Origin of the sequence: Gaetbulibacter sp. NE, from assembly GCF_025548475.1 — a bacterium.
GTDB classification, from domain to species: domain Bacteria; phylum Bacteroidota; class Bacteroidia; order Flavobacteriales; family Flavobacteriaceae; genus Gaetbulibacter_B; species Gaetbulibacter_B jejuensis.
In genome coordinates, this window is sequence record NZ_JAOQHY010000001.1 from 290,132 (window position 1) to 308,271 (window position 18,140).

Genomic DNA, 18,140 nt, shown 5'->3' on the forward strand with positions numbered 1-18,140 from the left:
AATTGAATAACTTAGTTTTCGACAAAAAACTAAATACAATTTTACGAATATAATATTTACAATTTACGTCTTACCGAACCTGTGAAATCTTCAAGATCGTCTTTCACCTTGTTTATTTCGTCTTGAACATCTTTAGTAATACTGGTATCAATACCATTTTGTTCAGCGCTTTTAGTAATTTCAGATTTAATATCGTTTGACGCATCGCGAAGTACTCGCATACCTTTTCCTAAGCCTTTGGCAATCTCAGGAATTTTGTCGGCTCCAAAAACCAAAACCACTACAACAAGTATAAACATAACTTCTGTAGTACCAATGAATAAAAATGTAGCTGCTTGTATCACTTTGCAAATATAATGAGTTGTTAGATTAGAACGTACTATTTAACATTGAATTTTAATCTTGGGAAGAATTAACGTTTGCTTTGTAAGCTTTAAGCTTAATTTGTAAAAACTCAAGCAGTTTTATATCATTTTTTTCTTTTGCAATTTGCATAAACTCTGGATCTTCTGAACTGAAATAGAAAAACTCCATTCTTTGGGCTTCATCCAAATCATCTATTTCAAAAAGCATTTCTGAAAACTCTGATATAGCTCTATTCATTTGAATATCTTGTTTTTCCAATTCAATTAAGTGTTTTAAGCGTTTTGTTCTACCAGAAATCCAGTTCAAAATTGGATTTAAAGGAATTAATCCACTACCTGTTTGGGCTTCGTAAAGTCTTCGCTCGCTTTGTGTTTTTGGCTTTCCTGTGTAACCAGGAATTCCAACATCATAAAAGTTTATATCTCGTTCAACATCTGAGTTTTTTATATCAGAAGTTAAATCACCTGACAAGATTTTTCCAACCACAACTTCGTTTAACTCATTAACATTTTCAGTAAGATTCACTTCAAGCGACTTGGAATTAATATGGTTTTGGGAAATGACAATTTCTTCTCTTAAATATTTAACACCTGAAACAATAATGGTGTCGTTGAGCGCTGCAGGAATTTCAAACTCGCCTTTTTCACCTGTAGTAGTATATTTACTTGCTGTTTTATTTATAATATGAATACCTTCAACGTCATCATTTGCTATCACTCTACCTGAAAGTGTAACAGTTTGCGACTGCATTACAAAAGCGGTTAAAAGAGAAAAAACAAGTAAGCTTCTTTTGAATACATTTATAAATGCTCTGTCTGAAAACAAGTTTGATTTCACAGCAAAATTTGGAGCATATAAATAGTTTTCAAACAGACTAATTTTAATCTTTTTGAGGTGTTTCATTTAAAAACTGCTTACTTTTTTGGCTTATAAATTCTAAAAACTCAAGTTCATTACCTTTATCTAACAAACTATAGTCTAAACCATGATCTTCAACATAAATTATAAATTCATTGATTCTATCCTTTGGAATCTTGAAATTTTGATATAAGAATTCTTCGGTGTAATGGTCTTTAAACGTACTTGTTGGAATGTCAGGAACATTGGAGCGAGTCGATGCTCTCTCTCCTTTAGACTTAAAAAGTGGTTTTAATAAAAACCCTACCACATTTATAACGTTAAGTCCGTTTTGCATCGTTTGAGACTGCGAATGCATTGCTATATTATCTGACTGTGATCTTATATCGTCAGAAAACTCATATTCGTGTACGTTGTCAATACCAAAATAAATTGGATCCATATTTGGGTTAAAAGTTCTTACACTTTCAACATCTAAAGTTAAATTTCCAGTAAGGTCATAAGGCAGAATAACAACTTCGTCTAGTTTGTTTACTTCTTCAACCAAAAAAACTGTTAGCTTTTTTGACGCTATAACATATTCGTCAATTACAATTTCAAAATCTTTAAACTGTAGTGCTCCAAATTCAACTCTATCGTTTAAAGCCACAGCAATGGTAAACTCTCCATTTTCGTCAGTAGTCGTTCCTTTATTTGAAGATGAATTAAAAACAGTAATTCCTATGACATCATCACTATCTACCACAACTTTACCTTTAACCTCAACACGCTTGAGATTTTGGGCACTCATCTGAAATACAGACACTAACATGAATATAACAAATAGGTACTTTTGCATAAGGGTTGGTTTTATGTTATAAAGAAAAGTTTTCATATCTTAATTTAATTCCAAAACACACATAAACTTTTGTTAAAAGCTATGTTTACTTAAATTTACAACAAAATAATCAATACCAAAAAAAATAAAATTGGTATAAACACAACATTAATGAAAAACATAATTATAGCCAGCACATCTACTGTACATGGTAGTGGCACTTTAGAATATATTTTACCAGAATTGAAACTTTTTTTTAAGGATGCTAATGAACTACTCTTTATTCCTTATGCAAGACCTGGAGGTATAACGCATGATGAATATACAGCTAAAGTAAATGATGCTTTTTCAAAGATTGGAAAATCTGTTAAAGGTATTCATGAATTTGAAAACCCTAAAGAAGCATTGCAAGATGCAAAAGGGATTTTTACAGGAGGCGGAAACACTTTTGTTTTGGTTAATCAGCTTTATAAAAATGATTTAATTGAAACCGTAAAAGCTGTTGTAAATAATGGCACGCCTTATTTAGGAACAAGTGCTGGAAGCAATATTTGTGGGCTTACCGTTAATACTACCAACGATATGCCTATTGTATATCCACCAAGTTTTAAAACCTTTGGTTTTGTACCTTTTAATATCAATCCGCATTATTTAGATCCTGATCCAAGCAGTACTCACATGGGAGAAACCAGAGAGACACGAATAAAAGAATTTCATAAATTCAACACACAACCTGTTGTAGGGCTAAGAGAAGGTAGCTGGCTTGAAGTAAAAGGCGATTCAATTATTTTAAAAGGAGAATTGAATGCTCGTGTTTTTGAATATGACAAAGCTCCTTTTGAAGTAGAAACTGGCACAGAACTAAACACCTTAAAATAAAAAAGACTTTACTTTAAGTAAAGTCTTTTGAGCGGGAGACCGGGTTCGAACCGGCGACATTCAGCTTGGAAGGCTGACGCTCTACCAACTGAGCTACTCCCGCAATGCGGATGCAAATATATGTAAACTCTTTTTCTTAATAAAGAAAAAAATTAAAGCTTTTTAAAAAAATGATATCCTAGTATTTCAAACCCTTCGTTGTAGTAAAACTTATGCGAAGGATAATTTTGAACATAAGTATTGAGTTCCACAGCTTTACAACCTTTACTTTCGGCATATTTGTATATCCAACTTAAAAATTGTTTTCCCAAACCTTTGCCTCTATAGTCATCATCAATATAAACATGGTCAATTTCCACACTTCTACCAGCATAATGTCGTGTACAAAACCACATTCCCGACATTCCTATTAGCTTTTCACCATCATAAATTACAGCACACTCATAGTTTTGCGTTATCATTTCAGCAAATCGTTCTTTTAAAACAGCATCTGAAACGGTGTTATTATTCAACTTTTTAACTAAAGGAATAATCGTGTTTATTTCAGATTTTTTAATAATTTTAAATACTGGAGACATCTTCTTGAAATATTTCGTGAAGATAATTAATTTGCGGCTACACTTTACCAATAATTTATGTCTAAAAACACAACTAATTACTCCATAAAGCTTATCGCATCTAAAGACACTTATAGTGTAAGGCACCCTGTTTTAAGAGAGGGACGACCTATTGAAGATTGTATTTTTGAAAATGACGATTTAGAAACCACTTACCACGTAGGGTTATATTCTCAAAACAAGCTTGTAGGCGTAGTGACCTATATGAAAAACAACACACCTTTACTTGAAACTAAAAAACAATATCAATTAAGAGGAATGGCTGTATTGAAAGAATTTCAAGGTTTAAAATATGGCAATGCTTTAATACATTATGGAGAAAACCTACTTAAAGAAAAAGGCATTACTACTATTTGGTGTAACGCAAGAGAAATTGCTGTCCCATTTTATGAAAAAAATGGATTTTCAATTATTGGCAAACCTTTTAATATTGAAAAAATAGGGTTACACTTTACAATGCAAAAAGATATTTAATAAATTTCATGCGCTTATTTTAAAAACATATTAAAAATCCCCTAGAATTATTAAGCTATTTTTTTTGTAAATTTATTACAACTAATACCTAACTAACATGAGAAGCAACAAATTTAAAATAAGACTTTTAATAGGCATAGCTATAGTTGCTTTTGCATTTATTAAAAGATGTAGTAGTAAAGAAACCAATCCATTTACAGGAAGGGTTCAAACTATAAATATGACTTCTGACCAAGAAATCGCAATTGGTTTACAGAGTGCTCCACAAATGGCACAGCAACATGGAGGTTTGCACCCTAATGAAAGTTATCAAGCGTTAGTTGATAATGTTGGAAATAAATTGGTAAGTAATAGTATTGCCAACCAAACACCTTACCAGTATGAATTTCATTTATTGGCAGACCCAAATACTATAAATGCATTTGCATTACCAGGAGGTCAAATTTTTATCACCTATGCTTTATTTTCTAAATTAGAAAATGAAGACCAGCTGGCTGGTGTATTGGGTCATGAAATTGGTCATGTTTTAGGTAGACATTCAGCAGAACGTATTGCAGAATCAGAATTTTGGAACACTGTTACAACTGGAGCTTCGGTTGGCGCTGATATGGGTGGATTAGTAAGTGGAATTGGTCAACAAACTTTACTAACCAATGGTCGTGGAGACGAACTAGAAAGTGATGATTTAGGCGTAAAATTTATGATTAAAGCAGGATATAACCCTGAAGAAATGATAGGTGTAATGGAAATATTAAAAGCTGCTGCTGGACCTAACAGAGTCCCTGAGTTTCAAAGCACACATCCTGACCCAGACAATAGAATAGAAAAAATTAGAGAAGCTATCACTAAATATAAAAAGACTCCCTAAACAAGGAGTCTTTTTACAACTAACTAACCAACCAACTTATTAATACATAAGTTAAGCTTTTCTTTTCTTTTGAGATTCAAAATGATTGATAGCTTTTATTGCGTCTTGAGCATTAGATAATTCAGCATACTTTTCAGCAGTATACCCTTTATCAGATTTCTTTTTTAAATCTGCTCCATTTTCAACTAAAAGCTTTAAAATTTCAACTCTATTAAATTTTGCCGCATACATAAGCGGTGTCATTCCATTAGATTTTTGATTTACATCAGCACCTAATTCAATAAGTTTTTTTACGGTTTCAAAATCTCCTTTAGCAATTGATGCACAAAATGGGCTAACTGAGTTTTCTGCTTTTACAATTTTAAAATTGTTAGATGTCGTAGTTGTTGCAAAAGTGCTAAACGAAAAGCCTAATGCAATTGCTAAAATAATTACTGTTTTTTTCATGATGAAAGATTTAAATTAATTGATTGTTTTTTGATTATACTAAAGAGACGACATATTTCTCGTTCTGTTACACATAAAAATTATAAATAACATTTATTTAACGCTTTACAAACAAATATGTTAAGGCTTTATTAAATTGAAAAAAATGGTTAACAATAAGTCGTTAATCATATAATAAATCTTTAAATTCATTTTTTTGGTACTTAAAATTTAAGGTTACTACTTTAAACTTTTATCTTTGAAGCTTAAAGCCATTCCACTATGAACAAAAAAGTTATTCTTATGATTCTTGATGGTTGGGGAACATCTCCTGACCCTAAAGTTTCAGCAATTGACAATGCAAAAACGCCTTATATAGATTCACTATACCACAATTACTCTCATGCTAGCCTTAGAACTGACGGTTTACATGTAGGTTTACCAGAAGGTCAAATGGGAAATAGCGAAGTTGGACACATGAATCTTGGTGCAGGACGAATTGTTTACCAAGACTTGGTTAAAATAAACCTTGCTGTTAAAGATAAAACATTAGGTAAAGAAGCTGCTTTGGTTAATGCCTTTAATTATGCTAAAAGCAATAACAAGCCTGTTCATTTTTTAGGCTTGGTAAGCGATGGTGGTGTTCACTCACACATTAATCACTTGTTTGGGTTAATTGATGCAGCCCAAGAATTTGGTGTTCAGCAATCTTATGTCCATGCATTTACTGATGGTAGAGACGTTGATCCAAAATCTGGTTACGGATTTATCACATCGTTACTGTCACATATAAAAAACACAAACACCCAACTTGCAACAGTTACTGGTCGTTACTATGCTATGGATAGAGACAAACGCTGGGAACGCGTTAAACTAGCTTATGATGCTATAGTTAATGGTATAGGAGAAACATCAACAAATATTTTAAAATCTATCGATAACAGTTATGACAATAATGTTACTGACGAATTCATAAAACCAATTATTAATCTTGATACTAATAATGAGCCAGTAGCAAAAATTAAAGAAGGTGATGTGGTTGTCTTCTTCAATTTTAGAACAGATAGAGGACGTCAACTTACTGAAGCCTTATCTCAAAAGGATTTTCATGAACAAAACATGCATAAATTGGATTTACATTATGTAACAATGACCAATTATGACGATTCATTTAAAGGAATTAATGTTGTTTTTGACAAAGACAACCTTACTGAAACCTTGGGAGAAATTCTTGAAAAGAACCATAAAACTCAAATTAGAATGGCTGAAACCGAAAAGTATCCTCATGTAACATTCTTCTTTTCAGGCGGAAGAGAAACTCCTTTTGAAGGTGAAACTAGAATACTTCGCAACTCTCCTAAAGTAGCGACTTACGATTTAAAACCCGAAATGAGTGCCTACGAACTAAGAGATGCTTTAATACCAGAACTTGATAAAGGCGAAGTAGACTTTGTATGTCTCAATTTTGCAAATGGTGATATGGTAGGACATACTGGAGTTATGGAAGCTGCAATACAAGCCTGTGAAGCTGTAGATAAATGCGTGAAAGATGTGATTACATCTGCATTAAAAAATAATTATACTACATTATTAATTGCAGACCATGGTAATTGTGAAACCATGATAAATCCTGATGGTTCACCAAACACGTCACATACTACAAACCCTGTTCCAGTAATTTTAATTGACAACGATAAAACAAAAATTAAAGATGGTATTTTAGGAGATATTGCTCCAACAATATTAAAATTAATGGGTGTTGAGCAGCCAAAAGCCATGACACAACATCCATTGGTATAATTAAGTCAATGCCATTATTTTATGTATTTTTGCAACGTTAAAAAATGAAAGATGAATTTTCAGGATAAGTTAATTATAGCTGTAGATTTTGATGGTACAATCGTTGAAGACGGTTATCCTAAAATAGGAAAACCTAGAATTTTTGCGTTTGAAACCTTAAAACGACTTCAAGATGATGGTCATCGCTTAATATTATGGACCTATAGAAGTGGATCAAAATTAGACGAAGCAGTAAAATTTTGTGAAGATAAAGGCATACAGTTTTATGCTGTAAACAAGAGCTTTCCTGAAGAAAAATTTGACTATTCAAAGAGTCGAAAAATATATGCTGACATTTTTATTGACGACAGAAACATTGGAGGTGCTTTAGGTTGGGGAGAAGTATACCAATTGATAACCAACGAAACTCCAAACATGAAATCAAACCAAAAGAAAAAAGGTTTGTTTTCATTTTTAAGAAAATAAGATGATTATAGTAAAAACAAAAGAAGAAATAGAATTGATGCGCCAAAGTGCTTTGGTGGTATCAAAAACACTTGGTATGCTTGCTAAAGAAGTAAAAGCAGGCGTTACCACTAATCAATTAGATAAACTTGCAGAAGATTTTATAAGAGCTCAAGGTGCATTACCTGGTTTTAAAGGTCTTTACGACTGCCCATCTACATTACTTTGCAGTGTAAATGAAGCTGTTGTTCATGGTTTACCTACAGACAGACCACTAGAAGATGGCGATATAGTTTCTATAGACTGTGGTGCATTAATGAACGAGTTTTATGGTGACCATGCTTACACTTTTGAAGTTGGCGAAGTTGACCCTGAAACTAAAAAACTTATAGAAGTTACTAAAGAATCGCTTTACGTTGGTATTAGAGAATTTAAATCTGGAAACCGTGTTGGCGATGTAGGTTATGCCATTCAAAACCATTGCGAAACTCAAGGTTATGGTGTAGTGCGTGAATTAGTAGGACATGGACTTGGACGTAAAATGCACGAAGACCCTGAAATGCCAAATTACGGTAGACGTGGTAGAGGAAAAAAGTTTATAGAAGGTATGGTTGTAGCCATTGAACCTATGATTAATGGTGGCACACATCGTGTAAAACAACTTAAAGATGGTTGGACAATTGTAACGCTTGACGGAAAGCCTAGTGTACATTTTGAACACGACGTAGCTCTAGTTGATGGCAAACCAGAAATACTATCAACCTTTGCTTATGTTTATGAAGCTTTAGGCATTACGTCTGACGAAGAAAATGAGTTTAGACAACAAGCTTTAATTCTTTAATTTCTCATTATGAATACCATTGAGTTTATTGAAAAGGAACTTAAATCATTAAGAGACTCCTTAAATAATCACGACCTATACAAAGCACTTTCAACACCTGATGATATTAAAATTTTCATGGAACAGCACGTATTTGCTGTTTGGGATTTTATGTCACTTTTAAAAGCGCTACAAAACCAATTAACAACAACATCGTTACCTTGGTTACCAGCAAAAAATCCTGCAACTGCACGTTTTATCAATGAAATTGTTTTAGGTGAAGAAAGTGATGTTAACGAACTAGGAGCTCCTAAAAGTCATTACGAAATGTATCTAGACGCCATGAATCAAATAGGTGCTAGCACATCTCAAATGCATCAATTAGTACAGTTTTTAAATAATGGTGATTCGCTTGAAAATGCTATTAAAAACTGTAATTTAGATACTGCTACCGAAAATTTCATCAACTATACGTTTGAAATTATCAGCACAAATGAAGCTCACAAAATAGCTTCGGCATTTACTTTTGGTCGTGAAGATGTGATTCCTGATATGTTTTTTCAAATTATCAATCAGTCACAAACCAATGATCATTCTTACAGCAAGTTAACCTATTATCTTAACAGACATATAGAGCTTGATGGAGACGAGCACGGACCTTTATCATTAAAAATGATTGAAGAACTTTGTGGTAATGACGACCAAAAATGGCAAGATGTATTACAAGTGGCTAAAGATGCATTAAAACAACGTATTGCGCTTTGGGATGGCATTTATGAAAATATACTTTCTAACAAAACCATATTAGCTTAAACTGTTTGAAAAAGCTTTTTAAAATACTACTAAACCTCATACCTAGACCGTTATTAATCAGGTTTAGTTATTTAGTACGTCCTGTTATAGCAACATTTTTAAAAGGAGAAAACCACACTGATCCTATTGATGGTAAAAGCTTTAAAACCTTTTTACCTTATGGTTATGGCACACAGCGCAACAATGTTTTGTCGCCTTCAACCTTAAGTTTAGAACGTCACAGGTTGTTGTGGTTGTATTTAAAAAATGAAACTGATTTCTTTTCAGCGAAAAACAAAGTGCTGCATTTTGCTCCAGAACAATGTTTTTTAAAACGTTTTAAAGCACTAAAAAATATAGATTATACAACCACAGATTTACTATCACCTATTGCTGATGTAAAAGCTGATATTTGTAACCTTCCGTTTGCTGATAACAGCTATGATGTTATTTTTTGCAATCATGTTTTAGAGCATATTCCTGATGATACTAAAGCCATGCAGGAATTGTATCGTGTTATGAAGCCTGGTGGTTTTGGTGTTTTTCAAATTCCGCAAGATTTAAACCGTGAAACTACGTTTGAAGACGATAGTATAACTGATAAAAAAGAACGTGCTAAAATTTTTGGTCAATATGATCATGTGCGTATTTATGGTCGTGATTATTTTGACAAATTAAGACGTATTGGTTTCAAGGTTGAAGAAGTAGATTACACCGCATCGTTATCTGATGCTGACATACATAAATACTGTTTAGCAAAAGGTGAAATTATTCCGGTTGTTTATAAATAACTCTTAATATGACACAACAAGTTTTTATTATTACAGGTGCTTTATTCGGAATGCTAGCCATTATATTTGGTGCTTTTGGAGCTCATGCATTAAAGAAAACACTATCTGAAGATCAACTTAAAAGTTTTGAAACTGGCTTAAAATATCAAATGTATCATGCTATTGTTTTGTTAATACTTGGTTTTAATCAAGAGTTCTCTACATCAGCTATGTATTGGTGTTTTACTTTAGGTATTGTCCTTTTTTCTTTTAGTATCTATGGCTTAATTTTAAGTGATGCCAAAGGAAAGAAATTACGCTTTTTAGGACCAATTACGCCTATTGGAGGTTTACTTTTCGTTGCTGGTTGGTTGTTCATCTTGTTACAAACTATATAAAAAAGGAAAGCCTTTAAATTGACTTTCCTCTTTTCAATCACTAAGTGTTAGTTGTAGTTACCTTTTCATAATGCGTTTTGTTACGCTTCCTGTTTCGGTATTAATTTTGATTAAGTAGAAACCATTTGATAAATCAGAGAGGTTAATACTAGGTAATATTGATGTTCTTACTTTCTTACCTAGAAGATTATAAACTTCTATAGATTTAATAGTTGAATTGGTTTTTATATTTAAAATACCATTTGTTGGATTTGGATATACTTTAATTAAATCATTTGATAAACCGAAATCTTCCACAGATAACGTAGAACTAGCGCCAAATTCATAAGCTCCCATATCTACAGTTGTATTATGTATACGTTGATTAAATAATAAATCTGCTATAATACCAGATGGCACTAAACTGTTATCTCCTGAATCTATTGCAGGCGAACTAGCTTGTAAAGTAAAATCGTTGTTAATAGCGTTAGTAAATAATGGGTCTGCATTTGATGTATTGGTCAAGAATGATAAGTTATTAAAATTATCTTCACTAATAGAATTATTTACAAAAACCGTATTTGGATAAGAAACATGTCCTGGGTTTACTGAAAGTCCAACACCTCCTGATGCACCTTGATCATTGAAATAAAATACTGAATTGTTTATAGTTGCATTGTGTGTACTATTTCCGTCTAACCTTCTACTTAATGCTAAAGTACCTTTAAGAGAACTCGAGTATGTTCCAATATCTTCATTATTTGCGAAAGTACAATTGGTGATAGTGGTTGTTAGGTTAGCTCCTGTATCATTTGCTCTTATCCAAGCTGAACTTCCCGTATAACCTAAAGCAGTACCAGTTACATTATAAGAAACATTATTAGTATACAAGCAATTAACCATATCTAATGTAACTGTTCTATTTGCATTTACAAGAAAATACAAACCAGAACCATAGCGACTCAAATTGTTATTAAATATACAGTTTTGAAAGGTCATACTTGTATCATTATTCAAATATGAGCGTACTGCGCCTCCAGCTAATCCAAAGTTTTCATCAAACTCACAATTGTAAATTTTTAAATTGGATGTTTGACCTCCAATATTAATAGCACCACCATAAGCATTTGTACCAGCCCCATTGGCATGTCCATACATAATTTTAAATCCATCAATCACTGCGTTATCGGCATTTAACACTTGCATTACGTGATACGAATTGTCTCCTCTTGTTCCTGTACCATGCCCAGCATCATCTCCATTTAAATCGCCAGATAATATGGTTGGATTTGCTAATATATCGCGTTCTGAAATTGAAGATTCTGTACCATTAAAACCACCATAAATATGAAGTCCATCAATATCGATATCAAATGAATCGGTTCTACTGCTTCCTGGTTTATAAGTTCCAGAAGCTACCCAAATTTCGGAAGTAGTTGTTCCAGCAGATTGAATTGCCGTTTGTAAATCTGTTGTTGCATTTGCCCAAGAATCACCATTACCATTTCCTCCAGAAGCATTAGCATTTACATATATTCTTGATAATGTTGGTGCAGGTGTAAATTCTTGTACTGATAACTTTCCAGAGTCCATATATGCTATAAACATACTACCTGTAACAGGATTCATTTCCATCTCTGCAAAAAAACTTGCGCTTGATGTAGAAACACCTGGTGTTGGTAACGAGTTACTAATTGTACCATTATCATTTATGATACTAAAAGATAAATTTTCTGAAACGTCAGAGTACATTAAATAATTTTTATTGTTAGTTAAATTCTCTCTAAACTTAAGCACATTTTTGGTGGTATTGTAATAACTAACTAATGACGTGTTTTGAAATATCAAAATCTCTTCAACAGTTCCATTCATTCTATAAGCTGCTGCTAATGTCTTATTATTGATTCCTGAAATGTTACGTAATGTTCTTCCACCTATATATGCATACATATCAAAACTAGTAACATTACTGCTACTACCTACAGGTTTTCTTCCAACAACACTAGAGTTATCTGTACCTGCATAAGCAACAAAGTAATCGTTATAATTAACGTAATCGTAGCTGTGGTCTAAAACATATTGAGGTGAATTAATTAAAACTTCTTCTAATGCAGACCCAGATAATGTACCGCCAGGAAATTGAATAATTCTTAACTTTTTACTGGTTATTTTTCCTGCTACTCTAGCATCTCCACTAGAGTTAAATTGAATTTGAAATGGGTTATCTGTAAAGCCATAATTAATATTAACACCCCTGGCAACCCAGCTTGCACCATCAAAACTATATACATCCATCTGGTCATCTGCTGTTCTTCTGTAAGCTATCCAAGGTTCGTTTGTGACAGGGTTGAATTTAATAGCATGGTTAGCAGATGCCATGTTAGATATTGTTCCTCCGACATCAACCCAAGACACACCATTATATCTCATCACTTTTGGTTTATTACCATCTGTTACATCATTGTAAATAACATATGGGCTTCCATCTATTGGATGAAATGATAAAGCAACATTATCTGTAAAATTTGTAAACTGTGGGCTTCCTACTTGACTCCATTGCGCATTCGCAAAAAAATAGCCAGTAAGAAAGAATAATACAAGTAATTTGGTTTTCATAATAGTTTGGTTTTTAAGGTTATTATGAAAACAAAAATGCCTTTAAATGTATATAAATTTAAAGACAAGTTTCTGAAACGGGCTTTTCGACTTTTAAAGCTTAGATACTTTGTACTATGGTTAAAAACTCTTCTTTTTTATCGTTAGAAATTGAGACTGATTTATCATTTTCCATAATAATATAACCGCCATCTTTTTTAATATACTCTTTTATGAATGCTAGATTGATTAAAAATGAACGATGCGGACGATAAAACATTTTTATATTTTGAAGTAAGTCTACAAAGAACTTTAACGGCTTACTTACTAAAATATCACCATCTGAGAGTGTGGTAACATTGGTATACATACCATCTGCTTCTAGCATAATAATGTCTGTAAAGTTTACAAACTTTATACCGTTACTGTTTGGCAGTCCTATCTTTTTAAAATTAGCATCTTCTAAACTACTCTTTAATTCTGTTAAGCGTTTATTGATTTGCGAATTGCCTAAAAATTTAATGGCCTTGTCTACTGCATCCTTTACCTGACTTGGTCTTACAGGTTTTAATAAATAATCTATTGCAGATAACTGGAAGGCTTGTATAGCATATTCACTATAAGCTGTGGTAAAAATAATCTCGAAATTATGAACTTCCTTTTCTATAAAATTTAAAATTTCTAGTCCAGAATGCTCAGGCATTTCTATATCTAAAAACACAATATTTGGTGCTTCTTGCTTTATTAATTCTACGCCAAACATTAAATTATCGGCTTGTAAAATTGTGGTTATTTTTGGGCAATTTTCTTCTACCAATATTTGCAGTACTTGTCTTGCTTTTTTTTCGTCGTCTATAATTAAAGCTTTCATAATTATTTATTTACTATTGGTATGTTTAAAATCACTTTGGTTCCTGTAGCTTCATCACCTTGTTTTAAATCTAAAATCTCTACACCTATTTTTTGTTCTTTACCGTAGTTGAGCAAATCTAAACGCTCAGTAGTTGCTTTTAATGCAAATGATTTATGCTGATGTTGACGCTTTTGATTTATAGCTTTGGATTTTTCTCTTCCAATGCCATTATCTTCTACAATACATTGTATTATGTTTTCTGAAGGTTTAGAAATAGAAATACTTAATTCTCGGTTATCCTTTTTATGTAACAATCCGTGTTTTAAGGCATTTTCAACATAAGGCTGAACAAGCATTGTTGGTATTTTAATAACTTCGGAATTTGCGTTATCATCAACAGTAACTTGATAGTCTAAAGCATCTTCAAACCGAAGTTTTTCTAACTCTAAATACAGTTTTAGGTTATGAACTTCTTCTGGAATTGAGATAAATCCTGTATCACTAAAATGAAGATAATTACGAATTAAATCGGCAAATTTCCCTAAATAATCGCTTGCTAAATTCTTTTGATTTAACACAATATAATCTTGAATAGAGTTTAATGCATTGAATATAAAATGCGGATTCATTTGTGCTTTTAACGCTTTTAGTTCACTATCTTTATATTGCTTTTCTAACGCTAATCGCTTTTGTGTTTCTTTTAATTCTAACGTGATTATTTCGGCTTGTTTTTTAGCCTTAAATCGGCTGTAATAAATTAATGATGATAGTAAAATTAAAGCAGCAATAATAGAAGAGCCAATAAATAAATTTCGATTTTTACTACTTTCTAAATTAGAGATTTGAAGTTGTTTTTCAGCTATATCTTTTTCAGATTTAATCTTATCGGTTTCGTATTTGGTTTGCATATCTACTAATAACTCTTTTCGCTCTTTTGAATCTAAAGAATCTTTTAAAACATTATAACGTTGTTGCGCTAATTTTGCTTTTTCTCTATTATTTGCAATACTGTATGCAATAAACAAATTTTGATTTGTAATTTTAGCATAGTGCAAATTACCTGTACGGTCAAAAATTTCTAATGCCTTTTCATAATAAGGTATAGCGGCTTTATAATTTCCTTTTAATGATTCGGATTCTCCTAAAATTCTATATGATGATGCTAAATTTCGGTCTTGTTTTTTACTCTCGTAATATGGTATTGATGATTTTAAAATTGTTATTGCTTTATCATATTCACCTACATTTTTATAATAGTCACCCAAAACAGATGTCATTATCATTTCTAGGTGATTATTTTTTATTTGTTTAGCAATTTCAAGAGCTTTTAGTGTGCTTTTTTCAGCGTTTTTAAAATCTTTTAATTGCGTGTAAGTTTGCCCTAAATTGTAATAATATCGTACCGTTTTATCATCTAAAGGAAGTTGCTTAGATAATTCAACTACTTTCAAGGCTGTTTCTAAAGACTTTTCGTTATTACCATAGCCTCTATAAACCGTAGAAAGTATATTTTGGGCTTGTATTTTTTGTTTTGGATTAGCATTGATACTATCAAGAATGGCAACAGCTTCTAAACTATGAGTAAGCGCTTCTTTAAACAAACCTCGAGTAACATAAACTCTGGCTAATTCTGTTTTTAAACTACTTGTTCTTAATAAATCATTTAATGATTTAGATATGTTTATTGCTTCTTTTATGTAAGGTTCAGATTTTTCAATATCTTTTAAAAAATGGTAATTTGATAACGCTAAAAGGTTGTTAATTCTTAAAGTATCTTTTTGTTTAGTTGTTTCTAGTTTTTGTAATAAACTATCTAAATGGTAATTTTTTTCTTGAGCAGTTATTGTCGAAAAAAATAGCAGACTTAATAAAAAGAAAAGTTGTTTTTGCATAATTAGGCTCTAATATATGCAAGATGGTAATTTCTATTTAAACGGATGTAAAATATTTCTAAAAAGCCTTTTTGGATTTCTGGAACCAAAAAAGCCGTACCTGAAAACGAACAAAAGGTACTGCTTAACTATATTAATAGTTGTTAATAGCAACTATAAGACACAAGTATTTTTCTTTGATCACACATTATTCAGGAAAGCCATTAAGACTCAAAGTTTCTAATTCTCCTGATTCATTTTCAAAAATTAAAAATGCTTTTAATTCAGGATGTGATTGAAGAAAGTCTTTTACACCATCAATTCCCATAGCTTGAAAAGCTGTTGCATAAGCATCAGCTGTCATACAATCTTTTGCAATAACTGACACACTTAACACATTAGTTTTAGATGGATAACCTGTTTTTGTATCAATAATATGAGCATATCTGTTACCATTTTCATCAACTTTAAATTTTCTATAGGTACCAGAAGTTGCCATAGCTTCATCTTTAATACTTATCGCCTTTAGAATAGACTGTTCACCATCAAATCTAGGTTGATCTAAGCCAACTTTCCAATTGCTGTCCTTTTCAGCATTTATACCCTTACTTCTTATCTCACCTCCTATTTCAACTAGATAATTATCAACTTTTTTCTGTTCTAAAAAATTAGCAATAACATCTACTCCATAACCTTTTGCTATAGCATTAAAATCTATAAATGCACCTTTCAGTTTCAAAATCTTATTATCAACTCTATTCACTTTATCAAAACCAACATATTGCATAAGGCTATCAATTTTTAAGCTATCTAGTGCAACTATTTTCCCTTGCGGACCAAAATCCCATGCGTTTACAACAACTCCTATGGTTGGGTCAAAAGCGCCTTGAGTATTGTTAAAAATAACTTTAGATGCATTAAAAACGGTTATAAAATGGTCGTCAATAGAATTGCTCTCGTTTCGGTTTATTTTAGAAATATCAGAATCTGGAATATAGGTGGATAATGAGGTATTAATTACCGCAAAAAGACTATCAAACGACTTGGTATAGTCAACGCCTTTATCATAAATAACTGAGTAACTAGTACCAAATACATCACCTGATAGTTTAGTGTTTGAAGGTCCTTTTTTACATGTAAAAAAAACTGATGCAATCAGTAAAAAAATTAAAACTTGTTTCATTAGTTAAGATGTGTTTCAATCACCTGAATACCATTATACTCTATAAGATATTCTTCGTTAAAATATATTGGTAAATCTTCACCATTTGGATTTCCTAAACCAACTCCAGCATAAAGTACTTTGGCATCCTTATCTGCTGCGTGTTTTTTAAAAGTTTCCATCCAAACAATGTCATAGTTATTTGGGTTTTCTGGCAACATTACAGCTCTTACAATCACAAAATAGTATTGACTGTTTTTATCAATACACACAAACTGTGGATGCTTTTTTAATTTGCTATTTATAGCAACAAACTCAAAGCCACGTTGCTCTAAATCTTTGCCAACATGGTTCATTGCCAAATTATGAAGTTCTTGTTTGGTAAGTGGTTTACTCATAACACAAAGATACAAACTTGCTATTTAAACCTCACAAATTTTGAATCGTAAAATGTATAGTTAGAGACAGGAATCACTGCGTCTTTTTCCAGTTTATACCAAGGTGAAATAGTACTATCTTCTAAGTTTTTTACCAAGTGAACACTTTGTGCTGGTGTATTTCCTTGAAAAAGCAAAAACAACTTGTCTCCTGTTTCGTTTACAATTTCATCACATATAATAGCTATATGTCCTGGTGTACCACCTTTAATGAGCATATCTCCAATTTGAAGCTTACTTACGTCATTAATCTTTGGAAGTTCATTGTAAAGCGATAAAGTTCCTGAATAGGTATAAATAAGATTTAAGTACTTATAAAAATTTGTTTTAGAATGGTCTTTAGCTGCTGTCTTATGAAAACTTACTTTGTTACCATCTATTTTTGGTCTATAGCCTTCAGCGTATTTTAACCATGAGCAATAATGTCCAGAAGTAAAATTAAACCCAATTTCATCTTTTTGGTTATTGTCCCAAAGATATTCACTTCTTACTCTAATTAAAGCATCAGCACATTGTTGCAATCCGTTTTTTGGAACAGGTATTTCTAGCACTCCAACATGTCCACTTTGCCAAAAATATTGAGAGTCGTCATAATTAATAATCTTACTACCAAAAGGTTTCAATTCATAATTTCTTAAATACTCTTGAAAACTCCCTTTGGCATACTCAACACGCTTAAAACCTCTAGGTATATTTACTCTAGATTGAATTGTTAAACTATCCTTATTGACTAAATCTGGAGTTTTTATAGCTGAAGAAATAATCTCTACTGATTTTTTCACTGGCTTAAACTGATACGCAAAAGCACCAACAACCACTAAAGCTAAAATGATAAGTAGTATTTTTTTCATATTGAAATAACGCTGTTTATCTTTATTTTGGTATGTAAAACTTTAAATTGTGTATCTTTCTTA

At 31.9% G+C, this 18,140-nt stretch carries 20 protein-coding genes and 1 tRNA gene; 9 read left to right on the forward strand and 12 right to left on the reverse strand.

The window, feature by feature from the left end:
• Nucleotides 1–56: 56 nt before the first annotated feature.
• Genes OD803_RS01440 through OD803_RS01450 form a run of 3 tightly spaced genes read right to left on the reverse strand, consistent with a single transcriptional unit; the run spans nucleotide 57 to nucleotide 2,062 of the window.
• On the reverse strand, nucleotides 57–344 hold the full coding sequence (locus OD803_RS01440; RefSeq protein ID WP_129759246.1) for a twin-arginine translocase TatA/TatE family subunit: 288 nt from the start codon (nucleotides 342–344) through the stop codon (nucleotides 57–59).
• A 52-nt stretch (nucleotides 345–396) separates the two neighbouring features.
• A complete protein-coding gene (locus OD803_RS01445; RefSeq protein WP_262732097.1) occupies nucleotides 397–1,269 on the reverse strand; it encodes a carboxypeptidase-like regulatory domain-containing protein in 873 nt (290 codons plus the stop codon).
• Complete coding sequence (locus OD803_RS01450) at nucleotides 1,247–2,062, reverse strand: carboxypeptidase-like regulatory domain-containing protein (RefSeq protein ID WP_262732098.1); 816 nt, start codon at nucleotides 2,060–2,062, stop codon at nucleotides 1,247–1,249. Before OD803_RS01450 ends, OD803_RS01445 begins: the two co-directional genes overlap by 23 nt.
• Nucleotides 2,063–2,212: 150 nt before the next feature.
• Here OD803_RS01450 and pepE point away from each other — a divergent pair, with 150 nt between their 5' ends.
• Nucleotides 2,213–2,920, forward strand: coding sequence for a dipeptidase PepE (gene pepE, locus OD803_RS01455; protein ID WP_262732099.1), 708 nt, complete (start codon nucleotides 2,213–2,215; stop codon nucleotides 2,918–2,920).
• A 30-nt stretch (nucleotides 2,921–2,950) separates the two neighbouring features.
• Here the strand turns inward: pepE and OD803_RS01460 are convergent.
• Together OD803_RS01460 and OD803_RS01465 are read right to left on the reverse strand one after the other, a co-directional pair.
• A tRNA-Gly gene (locus tag OD803_RS01460) sits at nucleotides 2,951–3,023 on the reverse strand.
• A 49-nt stretch (nucleotides 3,024–3,072) separates the two neighbouring features.
• Nucleotides 3,073–3,498 carry a GNAT family N-acetyltransferase gene (locus OD803_RS01465; protein WP_262732100.1) on the reverse strand — a complete coding sequence of 142 codons (426 nt, stop codon included), beginning with the start codon at nucleotides 3,496–3,498 and terminating at the stop codon, nucleotides 3,073–3,075.
• 57 nt (nucleotides 3,499–3,555) lie between these two features.
• On the opposite strand from OD803_RS01465, the gene OD803_RS01470 reads away from it, so the two are divergent.
• Entirely contained in the window at nucleotides 3,556–4,011 is a 456-nt protein-coding gene (locus OD803_RS01470) for a GNAT family N-acetyltransferase (RefSeq protein WP_262732101.1), read from the forward strand.
• A gap of 97 nt (nucleotides 4,012–4,108) precedes the next feature.
• Nucleotides 4,109–4,879, forward strand: a complete 771-nt coding sequence (locus OD803_RS01475; protein ID WP_262732102.1) for a M48 family metalloprotease — start codon at nucleotides 4,109–4,111, stop codon at nucleotides 4,877–4,879.
• A gap of 51 nt (nucleotides 4,880–4,930) precedes the next feature.
• Here the strand turns inward: OD803_RS01475 and OD803_RS01480 are convergent, their stop codons facing one another.
• Complete coding sequence (locus OD803_RS01480) at nucleotides 4,931–5,326, reverse strand: ankyrin repeat domain-containing protein (protein ID WP_131505942.1); 396 nt, start codon at nucleotides 5,324–5,326, stop codon at nucleotides 4,931–4,933.
• A 261-nt stretch (nucleotides 5,327–5,587) separates the two neighbouring features.
• Here OD803_RS01480 and gpmI point away from each other — a divergent pair, with 261 nt between their 5' ends.
• From gpmI to OD803_RS01510, 6 genes are read left to right on the forward strand one after another with little or no spacing between them, the layout of a single operon-like run.
• Entirely contained in the window at nucleotides 5,588–7,105 is a 1,518-nt protein-coding gene (gene gpmI / locus OD803_RS01485) for a 2,3-bisphosphoglycerate-independent phosphoglycerate mutase (RefSeq protein ID WP_262732103.1), read from the forward strand.
• Nucleotides 7,106–7,156: 51 nt separating this feature from the next.
• Entirely contained in the window at nucleotides 7,157–7,570 is a 414-nt protein-coding gene (locus OD803_RS01490; RefSeq protein WP_262732104.1) for a BT0820 family HAD-type phosphatase, read from the forward strand.
• A 1-nt stretch (nucleotide 7,571) separates the two neighbouring features.
• Complete coding sequence (gene map, locus OD803_RS01495; RefSeq protein WP_262732105.1) at nucleotides 7,572–8,390, forward strand: type I methionyl aminopeptidase; 819 nt, start codon at nucleotides 7,572–7,574, stop codon at nucleotides 8,388–8,390.
• A gap of 9 nt (nucleotides 8,391–8,399) precedes the next feature.
• Entirely contained in the window at nucleotides 8,400–9,182 is a 783-nt protein-coding gene (locus OD803_RS01500; RefSeq protein ID WP_262732106.1) for a DUF3050 domain-containing protein, read from the forward strand.
• 5 nt (nucleotides 9,183–9,187) lie between these two features.
• Complete coding sequence (locus tag OD803_RS01505) at nucleotides 9,188–9,952, forward strand: class I SAM-dependent methyltransferase (RefSeq protein ID WP_134198652.1); 765 nt, start codon at nucleotides 9,188–9,190, stop codon at nucleotides 9,950–9,952.
• Between the two features lie 8 nt (nucleotides 9,953–9,960).
• Entirely contained in the window at nucleotides 9,961–10,329 is a 369-nt protein-coding gene (locus tag OD803_RS01510) for a DUF423 domain-containing protein (RefSeq protein WP_262732107.1), read from the forward strand.
• Nucleotides 10,330–10,386: 57 nt separating this feature from the next.
• On the opposite strand, the gene OD803_RS01515 is transcribed toward OD803_RS01510, so the two are convergent.
• The 6 genes from OD803_RS01515 to OD803_RS01540 form a co-directional block, all read right to left on the reverse strand.
• On the reverse strand, nucleotides 10,387–12,924 hold the full coding sequence (locus OD803_RS01515) for a T9SS type A sorting domain-containing protein (RefSeq protein WP_262732108.1): 2,538 nt from the start codon (nucleotides 12,922–12,924) through the stop codon (nucleotides 10,387–10,389).
• A 100-nt stretch (nucleotides 12,925–13,024) separates the two neighbouring features.
• On the reverse strand, nucleotides 13,025–13,774 hold the full coding sequence (locus OD803_RS01520; RefSeq protein WP_134198649.1) for a LytR/AlgR family response regulator transcription factor: 750 nt from the start codon (nucleotides 13,772–13,774) through the stop codon (nucleotides 13,025–13,027).
• 2 nt (nucleotides 13,775–13,776) lie between these two features.
• Nucleotides 13,777–15,648 carry a tetratricopeptide repeat protein gene (locus OD803_RS01525; RefSeq protein ID WP_262732109.1) on the reverse strand — a complete coding sequence of 624 codons (1,872 nt, stop codon included), beginning with the start codon at nucleotides 15,646–15,648 and terminating at the stop codon, nucleotides 13,777–13,779.
• Between the two features lie 187 nt (nucleotides 15,649–15,835).
• The gene (locus OD803_RS01530; protein ID WP_262732110.1) at nucleotides 15,836–16,810 is read right to left on the reverse strand and encodes an FAD:protein FMN transferase; all 975 of its coding nucleotides are present in this window, start codon (nucleotides 16,808–16,810) and stop codon (nucleotides 15,836–15,838) included.
• The gene (locus OD803_RS01535) at nucleotides 16,810–17,187 is read right to left on the reverse strand and encodes a Na(+)-translocating NADH-quinone reductase subunit F (RefSeq protein WP_131505950.1); all 378 of its coding nucleotides are present in this window, start codon (nucleotides 17,185–17,187) and stop codon (nucleotides 16,810–16,812) included. Before OD803_RS01535 ends, OD803_RS01530 begins: the two co-directional genes overlap by 1 nt.
• A gap of 20 nt (nucleotides 17,188–17,207) precedes the next feature.
• Nucleotides 17,208–18,077: a DUF4846 domain-containing protein gene (locus tag OD803_RS01540; RefSeq protein WP_262732111.1), complete on the reverse strand. Its 870-nt coding sequence runs from the start codon at nucleotides 18,075–18,077 to the stop codon at nucleotides 17,208–17,210.
• Between the last annotated feature and the right edge of the window lie 63 nt (nucleotides 18,078–18,140).